The organism is Modestobacter lapidis, from assembly GCF_054780755.1.
This window is the reverse complement of the sequence record NZ_BAAGVS010000004.1, coordinates 295,156-305,699: the sequence shown is the minus strand read 5'-3', so window position 1 is coordinate 305,699 and position 10,544 is coordinate 295,156. Positions and strand designations below refer to the sequence as shown.

The window sequence follows — 10,544 nt, the reverse complement described above, 5'->3', positions numbered from 1 at the left end:
CGCCGGGCGCCGCCGGTCCGGGCGCGGCGGGCGCGGGCGGGACGGGAGCGCCGGCCGGGCGGGGCTCGGCCGGGACGGCGGTGCCGCGGACCGCGGAGGTGCCGTCCGGGCCCAGCACGAGGTGGGCGGCGGCACCGGAGGGCACCAACCCGGCGTCCGTCGCGGCCCGGGCGAGCTGGGCGGCGGTGCTGCCGGTGATGACCTGCTGCTCGAGCTGGTCGACCTGCTGGGCCTGGTCGGCGATGGCGGCCCGGCGCTGGTTGGCCTCCAAAGAGTCCACGGCGATGGCGGTGTTGAGCAGCAGCAGCGACACCGTGGTGCCGACCAGCATGGCCACGACGAGCAGGACGAACGGTGCCCGGCGTCCTGCGGACATCGTGCGCCGCACACGGACCGGGGTGGTGGCCGGCGGCACCAGGCGGAGCTGCGGCCGGCTGGGCACCGGGCCGGTGCGCCGGGGCGCCGACGGCGCGCTGCGGACCGGGCCGGTGGCGGTGCTCCCGGTACGGACGGCGGTGCTGCCGGTACGGACGGCGGTGCTGCCGGTACGGACGGCGGTGCTGCCGGTACGGACGGCGCTGCTACCGGTGCGCGGGCGGGCCGGGCCGGCCGTCGCCGCGCGGGCGGGCCGCGTCATGCCGCCCGCCGGATGCGCTCGGCCGCGCGGACCCGGGCCGAGGCGGCCCGCGGGTTGACGGCCGTCTCGGTGTCGCCGGGCGCCTCGCCGCCGCGGGTGAGCAGGCGGAACACGGGCGCGTGCTGGGGCATCGGCACGGGCATCTCCGGCGGGGTGCGGTCGGTGGCCTCGGCGACGAGCGTCTGCTTCACGATGCGGTCCTCCAACGAGTGGAAGGTGATCACCACGATCCGGCCGCCGACGGCGAGCGCGTCGAGCGCGGCAGGGAGGGCGCGGGTCAGGACACCGAGCTCGTCGTTGACCTCGATGCGCAGGGCCTGGAAGGTCCGCTTGGCCGGGTGGCCGCCGGTGCGCCGCGTGGCGGCCGGAATGGCGTTCCGGACGAGCTCGGCCAGGCGGGCCGTGCCGCTGAACGGCTCGCGGGCCCGCTCCCGTTCGATGGCGGCGGCGATCCGGCCGGCGAAGCGCTCCTCGCCGTAGACCTTGAGCACCCGGGTGAGCTCACCCCGGGAGTAGGTGTTCACCACGTCGGCGGCGGTGCGTGGCGCGCCCGGGTCCATCCGCATGTCCAGCGGGGCGTCGGTGGAGTAGCTGAAACCCCGGGAGGGCCGGTCCAGCTGCAGGGAGGAGACGCCGAGGTCGAACAGGACGCCCCGGACCTCGGCGATGCCGAGGGAGTCGAGCACGTCGGGCAGCTCGTCGAAGACGGCGGGAACCAGGGTGACCCGGTCGGTGCAGCCGGCGGCCCGGATCCGGGCGGCTGCCTCGGCGCGGGCGTCGGGGTCGCGGTCCAGGCCGATCAGGCGCAGCCCGGGGTGGGCGGCCAGCAGCGCGAGGGAGTGACCGGCCAGGCCCAGCGTCGCGTCGACGAGGACGGCACCGGGGGTGTCCAGCGCGGGGGCCAGCAGCTCGGTGACCCGATCGAGGAGGACGGGGACGTGCACCGCGGGCCCGGCGGGCTCGGCGCTCATCGTCGACTCCTCTCGGGGGGTCCGCCTGTGCTGGGCGGTGGGGACGGTGGGCCGGAGTGGAGCCGGTGGGGCGGAGTGGAGCCGGTGGGCCGGAATGGAGCCGCGGTGGGGCCCGGACCTGCGCCCGCCCCCTGCGGGGCCCGCCTGGCGCCGGGGAAGCGGTACCAGGAGGAGCCCTCGCCGGGGTGGAGGGGCGGGTGGAGCCATTGCGGTGGAGGGGCGGGTGGAGCCATTGCGGTGGTGCGGCGCGCCGAACCGGAGGGAAGCCGGCTCGGTGCGGAAGGGCTGGCGGCGCCGAGCTGGAGGGAAGCCGGCTCGGTGCCCGGGATCCGGTCGAGCCGCGGGGAAGTCGGCTCGGTCGGGTGGGGCTCGGTGCTGCGCAGGGGTCGTGCGGGCGGGAGGTGCTGGGGGCGGTCAGGAGAGGGTCGGCATCCCCTCGCTCTCCATGGCCGCGAAGACGGCCTCCTGCTCGGCGACGTAGGCCTCCCAGCTGGGGGCGTCCCAGATCTCGAAGCGGGTGTCGACGCCGACGACGGTGACGTCGCGGTCGAGTCCCGCGTACTCGCGCAGGCCGGCCGGAATGGTGATGCGACCGGTCTTGTCCGCCTCGATCTCGACCATCGAGCCGAAGCTCATCCGGGCGTGCATCCGGGCGGCGTTGGTGTCGGCCGGGGCCATGGCCTTGAGCGCGGCGCTCTGCTCGGCGACGCGCGCCATGGTGAGGCCGTAGATGCAGCGTTCCTGGCCTTTCTTGATCACCATGCCGTCGGCCACGAGCTCGCGGTAGCGGACCGGGAGGGCGAGCCGGCCCTTCTCGTCGAGGCGCAGGGCGTAGCTGCCGACGAACACCGGATCACCCCCTGCATCAGTCCTCCTGTGGTCTCGCAGGGCCGCAGGTGCGGACCCCGCCTCCCCATTGCGCGACACATTAACCCACCAGCCCCCACTGGGCACCACTCCGACCCGTGTCGCCCCCGCTGCTCCACCCGCTCCCACTCCCCTCCCCCGGGGCCCCGCGGGAGGCCCGCCCGGAACGGACGGGGCGGCCGGCCGCGCTGCGGCGCCCGGGGCGCTCCGGTGCCGTCGCCGAGGCCCCCACCAGCGGCTCCGCGCCACGTACCGTGGGGCTGGTGAGCGAGCTTGCGAGGTCACGGAGGAGCGCAGCAGCGTCGGGCACGCGGCCGCCGAGCGCCGGTGCGGAGGGCGACGCGTGAGCGAGCGGACCGCTGAGCTGGCGTCGGTGCCGGCAGCAGCGGACCGCGACCGGCCGGACGGATCCGAGGACCTCGCGCAGGTCGACGTCGCCACCGAGGGCGCCCGGATCGCCGCCGCCGTCGGCCGGGTGGTGCAGGGCAAGCCCGACGTCGTCCGGCTGGCCCTGGCCGTGCTGCTCGCCGAGGGGCACCTGCTCATCGAGGATGTCCCCGGCGTCGGCAAGACCACGCTGGCCAAGGCCCTGGCGCGCTCGATCGACGGCTCGGTCCGGCGGATCCAGTTCACCCCGGACCTGCTCCCCAGCGACGTCACCGGCGTCGCCGTCTACGACCAGGAGAGCCGGGCCTTCGAGTTCAAGCCCGGCGCGGTGTTCGCCAACATGGTCGTGGCCGACGAGATCAACCGGGCCTCCCCCAAGACCCAGTCGGCGCTGCTCGAGTGCATGGAGGAGCGGCAGGTCACGGTGGACGGCGTCACCTACGAACTGGCCCGCCCGTTCATGGTGCTGGCCACCCAGAACCCGCTGGAGATGGAGGGCACCTATCCCCTCCCCGAGGCCCAGCGCGACCGGTTCACCGCCCGGGTCTCGATGGGCTACCCCGACCGGGACGCCGAGCTGGCGATGCTCGACGAGCGCGCCACCACCGATCCGCTGACCGGGCTCACCCCGGTCGCCGATGCCGCGATGGTGCGGGCCCTGGTCGCCGCGGTGGCCCGGCTGCACGTGGCCGAGCCGCTGCGCCGCTACGTCGTCTCGCTGGTCGAGGCCACCCGGCACTCCCCCGACCTGCGGCTGGGCGCCTCCCCCCGGGCCGGGTTGCAGCTGCTGAGGGCCGCCCGCGCCGCCGCGGCCCTGGCCGGCCGGGACCACGTGCTCCCCGACGACGTCCAGGCGATGGCCGGGCCGGTGCTGGCGCACCGGCTGCTGCTCAGCCCGGAGGCGGCCCTCGCCCGGCGGGACGCCCACCGGGTGGTCGCCGACGTGCTCACCGCCGTCCCGGTTCCGCGCGGCCGCTGACCGCCGCGCACCGGAGGAAGAGATCCCGTGGCCCGGAGCCGGCTGGCCGACGCCGCCTCGTCGCTGACCCTGCGCGGGCGCTGCCTGGTCGCCGCCGGGCTCGCGCTGGTCCTGCTGGGGGCGCTGCTCGGCGAGCGCGCCCTGGTGCAGGTGGCGCTGTTCGTCCTCGCCCTGCCGGTGCTGTCGGCCGTCGGGGTGGCCCGCCAGCGTTTCCGGCTGGCCTCGCGCCGCACGGTGAGCCCGGCCCGCGTCCCGCGCGGCACCGACGCCGAGGTCCTGGTGGAGGTGACCAACACCGACCGCCGGAGCGGAGGGCTGTGGGTGCTCACCGAGCAGCTCCCCGCCGAGCTGGGCAGCCGACCCCGCTTCGTCGTCGAGCGGCTGGCCGCCGGCGCCACGGCCGCGCTGCGCTACCGGCTGCGCGGGAACCGGCGGGGCCGGTTCCCGCTGGGCCCGCTGCGGCTGCGGCTGGTCGATCCGTTCGGGCTGGTCCGGCGCACTGCGGCGGGCACCGACACCGCCGCGCTGCTCGTCGTTCCGCGGGTCCGACCGCTGACCGGCTCCGGCGGGGTGGCCGGCAGCGGCGGCGACGGCGCCCGGCGGTCGATCGCCGTCCACGGCGAGGACGACGTCAGCACCCGCGAGTACCGGCACGGGGACGACCTGCGGATGGTCCACTGGCGGGCCACCGCGCGGACCGGCGAGCTGATGGTGCGCCTGGAGGAGCGGCCGTGGCGATCGGCGGCGACCCTGCTGCTGGACACCCGCTCGGCCGCCCATCTCTCCGGCGGTACCGGGCGCCGGGGAGAACCCGGGCCGGCCGGTGATCCGGCCGCCCCGGCGGACACCTTCGAGTGGGTGGTGGAGGCGGTCGCCAGCATCGGCAGCCACCTGCTGCAGCGCGGCTCGGGGCTGCGGGTGGTGACCGGCACCGGCGACCTCGACGGGCTGGGCGCCCGGGGCGGCGCGGGCACCGGCGAGCTCCTCGACCGGCTGGCCGAGCTGTCGCCGTCCCGGATCCCCGGGCTGGACCTGGCCGTCGAGGCGCTCCGCCGGGCCGCCTCGGACGGCCCGGTGATCTGCCTGCTCGGCCTGGTCGGCCCGGACGACGTCGCCGCACTGGCCCGGGCCCGGTCCGGGCCCGGCACGGACGTCGCGGTACTGATGGACCCGGCCGGCTGGCTGGACGCCGGTGCCCGGCGGGACCGCACGGCGGTCAGCCCGACCGCCCGCGCGGAGCTCGCCCGGCGGCACGCCGACGCCGACCGACTGCTGCAGGCGGCCGGCTGGCGGACCGTCCAGGTCGGACCGGACCAGTCGGTGGAGCAGGTGTGGGCCCAGCTCGGCGCGCCGGTCGGCGCCGGGTGGACCGGCGCGCCGGGGGTGCCCGCATGAGCGCCCCCACGGCGCTGAGCCGGCCACCGGTGGAAGCGGCGCCGGCGCACCCCTCCGCCCGCCGGCCCGGCACCGCCGTCGCCGCGACCGTCGCCGTCCTGCTCGGCACGCTGGCGCTGGACCCGGTGTTCGCCTCCCGGGGCTGGCTGCCACCGGTGGCCGCGGCGGTGCTGGTCGTCGGCCTCGGCGGCGCGGTGCTGCGCGGAGCCGCGGCACGGCTGGCCGGCGCCGACCGGCCGGCGCGGGCGGCGCTGGGGATCACCGTCCCCGCCGTCCAGGCGCTGCTCGTGCTGTGCCTGCTCACCGCGGGCTTCGCCGCGGAACGGTCCTTCGCCGGGTTCCTGCCCACCTGGAGCAGCCTCGACGACCTGGGAGCGGTGCTGGCCGACGGGCGGGCGGAGATCCTGGAGCAGGCCACCCCGGCGCTCCCCCTGACCGGCCTGGTGGCCCTCACCACGGTCTTCGTGGCGTTGATCGCCCTGGCAGTCGACCTGCTGGTGGTGGCCGGCCGGCAGGCGGCGCTGGGCGGCCTGGGCCTGCTGGTCCTGTACTGCGTGCCGGTCAGCACCATCACCGGCGACCTCTCCCTCGTCTCCTTCCTGGCCCCGGCTGCCGGCTTCGCCGTCCTGCTCTGGGCCGACCAGCGCGACCGGCTGGCCACCGGGGCACGGGCGGGCTCGGGGTCACCGCTGGGCACCGGCACGCTGGCCGCCCTGCGCACCGGCGTGCTGGCGCTCGTCGCCGGGGTCCTGCTGCCGGTCGTCGTGCCGACGCTGGGCGAGGGCTCCCTGGCCGGCGGCCTGGGCTCCGGCACCGGTGGCGGTAGCAGTACCGGCAGCTCGCTGGACCCGGTCGCCGAGCTGCGCGGCGAGCTGCTGCGCCCCGAACCGATGGACCTGCTGGAGGTCGACGCCTCGGTGGACGATCCCGGTTACCTGCGCGCGGTGACCCTGGACAGGTACGACGGCGAGGGCTGGCGGCTGAGCAACCTCGACGGCGAGCAGTCCATCGCCGTGGCGGAGCCGCTGGCCCCGCTCCCCGACCGCGCGGCCGGGCGCCCGGTGACCGCGACCATCACCGCCACCGGCCACGACGACCAGTTCCTCCCGACCTTCTCCGCCCCCCAGTCGATCGACGTGCAGGGCGACGAGGACGCCGCGTGGCGGTTCGACCCGGAGAACGACACGGTCTTCGGGCGGGACGTCACGACGGAGGGCCGGTCCTGGACGGTGACCGCCGTGCAGCCCGGGCCGGGTGCCGACGACCTCGCCACCGCCGGCGAGCTGCGCCCCGGCGACCGGTTCCTGCGCCGGTACACCGAGCTGCCCCCGCTGGACCCCAGCGTGACCGCGCTGGTCGACGAGCTCACCGATCCCGGCCAGTCGCCCTACCAGCGGGTGCGCGCCATCAACGACCACCTCACCGACCGGGGCAACGGGTTCATCTACAGCCTCTCCACCGAGCCGGGCACGAGCGGCGACGACCTCGTGGACTTCCTGCAGCTGAAGCGGGGGTACTGCGAGCAGTACGCCGGCGCGATGGGCGTGCTGGTCCGGGCCGCCGGCGTGCCGGCCCGGGTCGTCCTGGGCTACACCCCCGGGGAGCGCACCGGCGACGGTCCGCGGGTCGTCACCTCCGACGACGCGCACGCCTGGGTCGAGGCCTGGTTCGCCGGGTTCGGCTGGGTGCCGTTCGACCCGACCCCGATCGGCGTCACCCGGGCGGTGCCGCTGGAGTGGGCGCCGCGCGCGGATGCCACCGTCGACGCCGCCAGTGCGCCGGTGGCGCCCGGCGCGCCCGCACCGCCGCCCACCGTGCCCGGGGCCGAGCTCGACCGCGACGACCAGTTCACCCCGCTGGCCCTGCCGGAGAACCGGTCCGGCGACCTGGTCAGCTGGGCGACGGGGGCCGGCGGGACGCTGCTGGTCCTGCTGCTGGCCGCCGCCCCCTGGGCCGTCCGCCGGCGGCAGCGTGCCGTCCGGCTGGCCGACGGCAGCCCGGGGGCGCTGTGGGACGAGCTGCTGGCCACCACCACCGACCTGGGCATCGCGGTGCCCAGCACGCGCACGCCCAGGGCACTGGCCCGGCAGCTGGCCGAGCTGGTGTCCGGCGTTGACCCTGCCGCTGTTCCTGCGGTCCGGGAGCTGGCCCTGGCCGAGGAGCGTTCGGTGTACGGCCCGCCCGGCGCCACGCCGACGCCACCGCCGCGGGAGGCGCTCGGCATCGTCCGGCGCGGCCTGCTGGGGACCGTGTCCCGGCGGCAGCGGATCGCGGCGGCGCTGTGGCCGGCGTCCACGGTGGGTGCGGCGGCGCAGTGGGTGGTCGCCCGCCTGCCGGGCCGGCCACGCTCGGCCTGAGGAAGGACCCCCTCGCCCCCGGCCCACTCCAGGGGCCCGGCCCGAGCTTGCGAGGGTTGGGGAGGAGCGGGTCCTTCCCCTCGCGATGGGCCCCTGCGAGGGGGCCGTCCAGCCCTTCCTTCTCCCGGAGAGGGGGCGAACGACGGCAGCCGCCGCCCCCGGGGGGACGACGGCTGCCGTCGGAGACCGCTGCGCGGCTGCCGGGCCCGCGGCTACTGGTCGTAGCGGCGGCGGAAACGCTCCTCGAGCCGGTCCTTGAGCGGCTGGCGGCGGACCTTGCCGCCACCGGGGCGGCTGGGCCGGCCGGCGGTGCGGTTCGGCGCTCCGGGGCCGGAGACGACCTCGACGGCGCCGGTGGCGCTCTTGTAGTTGAGGACCCCGAGGGTGAGCCCGCCGAACATCAGCAGGAACCCGACGACGCCCAGCGGGACGTTCGGGACCGCCACCCCGCCGATCAGTCCGGCCAGGCCCACGACGATGAGCAGGGCGCCCAGTTGCATCGCCCGGCGGGCCTTCTGCCGGCGGTCGCCGGTGCGTACGGTCGAGGCGAACTTGGGATCGTCGTCGACGAGGGCGCGCTCGATCTGCTCCAGCAGACGCTGCTCGTGCTCTGAGAGCGGCACGTCGACCTCCAGGTGCACAGTGCAGGGGCCACCGGCGGCTGTCCGCCCGTGGGGACTCCGAGGATACGAGCCGTTGGCGGGGTGCGAAAGGCGAGTGCGCGCCGACACGCCCCTGTGAGCGTTCCGTCACCTCATTCCGGGGGCCGCCGGGGCCTTCCGGGCCGGTCGGCGGGGGCTCCGCGACCCGTTCCGGGAGCCCGGGTGCGGCTCAGCAGGGTGGCCGGGCGGACCGCGCCGGCCCCGAACCGCCGGGCCGCCCGGTCGGCGGCGAGCTCGGCGTCCCGGCGACCGTGCTCGCGCGCCCCGAGCTCGAGCTGCCGCGCCGTGCCGTCGGCCTCGACCAGCCCCTCCGCCCGGACGCCGACCAGCCGGATGCGGGCGCGGTCCAGCCCGAGGGCGTCGAACAGCGCGCGGGCGGTGTCGTAGAGCTCCTGGCCGACGTCGGTGGGCACCTTCAGGGTGCGGGACCGGGTGATCGTGGTGAAGTCGGCGAACCGCACCTTGATGCTCACCGTCCGGGTCAGGGAACCGGTGGAGCGCAGCCGACCCGCCGTCCGCTCGGCCAGGTGCAGCAGCTCCCGGTGGATGACCGCAGGGTCGTCGACGTCGGTGCCGAAGGTCTCCTCGGCGCCGGTCGACCGGTCGGGCTCGTCGGGCACCACCCGGCGCGGGTCACGACCCCAGGCCAGCTCGTGCAGGTGCGCACCGGCCGCCTGCCCGACCGCCCGCTGCAGGGTGCGCGCCGGCACGTGCGCGAGGTCGCCGACGGTGCGCAGGCCCAGCCGGAGCAGCACCTCCTCGGTCTTGGCGCCGACGCCCCACAGCGCGCCCACCGGCAGCGGGTGCAGGAAGTCCATGACCTCCGCCGGCCGGACGACCAGCAGACCGTCGGGCTTGGACCGGGTGGAGGCGAGCTTGGCGACGAACTTGGTGCCGGCCACCCCCACCGAGCAGGTGATGCCCTGCTCGTCGAAGACCCGGCCCCGGATGTACTCGGCGATCGAGACCGCGTCCCCCAACCGCCGGCCGGTGCCGGCCACGTCGAGGAACGCCTCGTCCAGCGACAGCGGCTCGACCAGCGGGGTGATCGACCGGAACAGCGCCATCACCGACCGGGAGACCTCGGAGTAGAGGGCCAGGTCGCCGGGGAGCACGGTCGCGGTCGGGCAGAGCCGCAGCGCACGGGCCGTGGGCATCGCACTGTGCACCCCGTAGCGACGCGCCTCGTAGGTGGCCGAGGTGACCACGCCGCGGTTGCCCGTCCCGCCGACGATCACCGGCGTGCCCGCCAGCTCCGGGTGCCGGCGCACTTCGACGCTGGCGAAGAAGGCGTCCATGTCGACGTGCAGCAACGTGCAGCCGGCCGCCCGGTCCCTGGTCACCACACCCCTCCCGACGTCCTCATGGATCGAACGCCTGTTCGATTCATGGGGACGATAGCCGGTCGGGACGCCGGACCGGAGCGCAACGGCGCGTGTCCCGGAGGGGTCAGCGGGCGGCGGCGGCCCGGTGCTCCTCGGTGTCCTTCTTGCTCGGCCACATCTTGGCGCCGAGCACGCCGCCGAGCGCCGAGGCCGCGATCGACAGGCCCAGGCCGAGGACGGCCCAGCTGGCACCCGAGCGGACGGTCTCCAGCGCACTGGCCGCCTGGACATCCGGGAGGTTGGCCTGCTGGAGCGAACCGGCCTGGCTGATCACGTTGGCCAGCGAGCCGAAGAGCGCGCCACCACCGAACAGGGTCAAAAAGACGATCGTCACCACGCCCAGCGCCCAGACCAGGATGCCGTGCAGCAGCCCGTCACTGACGCCACGCCACAACGCCGAGGCGCCCGCGGTGAGCCCACCGAGGAAGAACGCGAACAGCCCGATGAGGCCGCTGATCCAGTTGGCGTCGTTCGAGCCTCCCCCGCCGACGTCCCACCAGCCGAGGGCGAAGGTGGCCAGTTCCAGGAGCAGGAAGGTGGGGACCGCGACGATCAGGCCCGCCCACACCGGCCCCCAGCGGACCCGGTCCCGCCGGGGCGGGGCGATCGAGAGCTGCGTCGGGCCGTCGTGCCGTTCGACCTCGCGGACCATCGGCTCGGCCCGCACGTCGCGGGTCGCGCCGGCTGCCAACTCCTCGGTCCCCTTCGGTACCACGTTGCCCTGGGAGCTGACGTCAGTGTGCGTACGACTCTCGGTCATGACCTGTCCCTTCTCGTGCGTCGTCGTGTCTGACAGGTCATGAGGTGCCCGGCCGGGCCCAGCCCTCCACGACACGGCCTGGACCGTGACCGGATCGTCATAGAGCCGCAGCCGGGCTCCGGAAAGGCCGGCCTCCCGCCCTAT

At 76.3% G+C, this 10,544-nt stretch carries 8 protein-coding genes and 1 pseudogene; 3 read left to right on the top strand and 6 right to left on the bottom strand.

All coding sequences use genetic code 11. The annotated features are described in order from the left end of the window. The 3 genes and pseudogenes from ACYVG5_RS08415 to mraZ all read right to left on the bottom strand — a co-directional run. A pseudogene (locus ACYVG5_RS08415) lies at positions 1-637 on the bottom strand (hypothetical protein); the annotation flags it as partial. Beyond that, entirely contained in the window at positions 634-1,608 is a 975-nt protein-coding gene (rsmH, locus tag ACYVG5_RS08410; RefSeq protein WP_222044842.1) for a 16S rRNA (cytosine(1402)-N(4))-methyltransferase RsmH, read from the bottom strand. The pseudogene ACYVG5_RS08415 and the gene rsmH, both read right to left, overlap by 4 nt. A 414-nt stretch (positions 1,609-2,022) precedes the next feature. Then, on the bottom strand, positions 2,023-2,457 hold the full coding sequence (gene mraZ, locus ACYVG5_RS08405; protein WP_222044840.1) for a division/cell wall cluster transcriptional repressor MraZ: 435 nt from the start codon (positions 2,455-2,457) through the stop codon (positions 2,023-2,025). A 361-nt stretch (positions 2,458-2,818) separates the two neighbouring features. On the opposite strand from mraZ, the gene ACYVG5_RS08400 reads away from it, so the two are divergent. From ACYVG5_RS08400 to ACYVG5_RS08390, 3 genes are read left to right on the top strand one after another with little or no spacing between them, the layout of a single operon-like run. Next, the gene (locus ACYVG5_RS08400) at positions 2,819-3,841 is read left to right on the top strand and encodes an AAA family ATPase (protein ID WP_460683094.1); all 1,023 of its coding nucleotides are present in this window, start codon (positions 2,819-2,821) and stop codon (positions 3,839-3,841) included. A gap of 27 nt (positions 3,842-3,868) precedes the next feature. Continuing rightward, on the top strand, positions 3,869-5,236 hold the full coding sequence (locus ACYVG5_RS08395; protein WP_222044836.1) for a DUF58 domain-containing protein: 1,368 nt from the start codon (positions 3,869-3,871) through the stop codon (positions 5,234-5,236). Then, positions 5,233-7,593 carry a transglutaminase TgpA family protein gene (locus ACYVG5_RS08390; RefSeq protein WP_222044834.1) on the top strand — a complete coding sequence of 787 codons (2,361 nt, stop codon included), beginning with the start codon at positions 5,233-5,235 and terminating at the stop codon, positions 7,591-7,593. Before ACYVG5_RS08395 ends, ACYVG5_RS08390 begins: the two co-directional genes overlap by 4 nt. A 212-nt stretch (positions 7,594-7,805) precedes the next feature. Here the strand turns inward: ACYVG5_RS08390 and ACYVG5_RS08385 are convergent, their stop codons facing one another. From ACYVG5_RS08385 to ACYVG5_RS08375, 3 genes are all read right to left on the bottom strand, one after another. Next, entirely contained in the window at positions 7,806-8,216 is a 411-nt protein-coding gene (locus ACYVG5_RS08385) for a DUF3040 domain-containing protein (protein WP_222044832.1), read from the bottom strand. Positions 8,217-8,347: 131 nt separating this feature from the next. Further along, the gene (dinB, locus tag ACYVG5_RS08380) at positions 8,348-9,598 is read right to left on the bottom strand and encodes a DNA polymerase IV (protein WP_460683093.1); all 1,251 of its coding nucleotides are present in this window, start codon (positions 9,596-9,598) and stop codon (positions 8,348-8,350) included. Between the two features lie 106 nt (positions 9,599-9,704). Next, positions 9,705-10,400, bottom strand: a complete 696-nt coding sequence (locus ACYVG5_RS08375; RefSeq protein ID WP_222044830.1) for a permease — start codon at positions 10,398-10,400, stop codon at positions 9,705-9,707. Between the last annotated feature and the right edge of the window lie 144 nt (positions 10,401-10,544).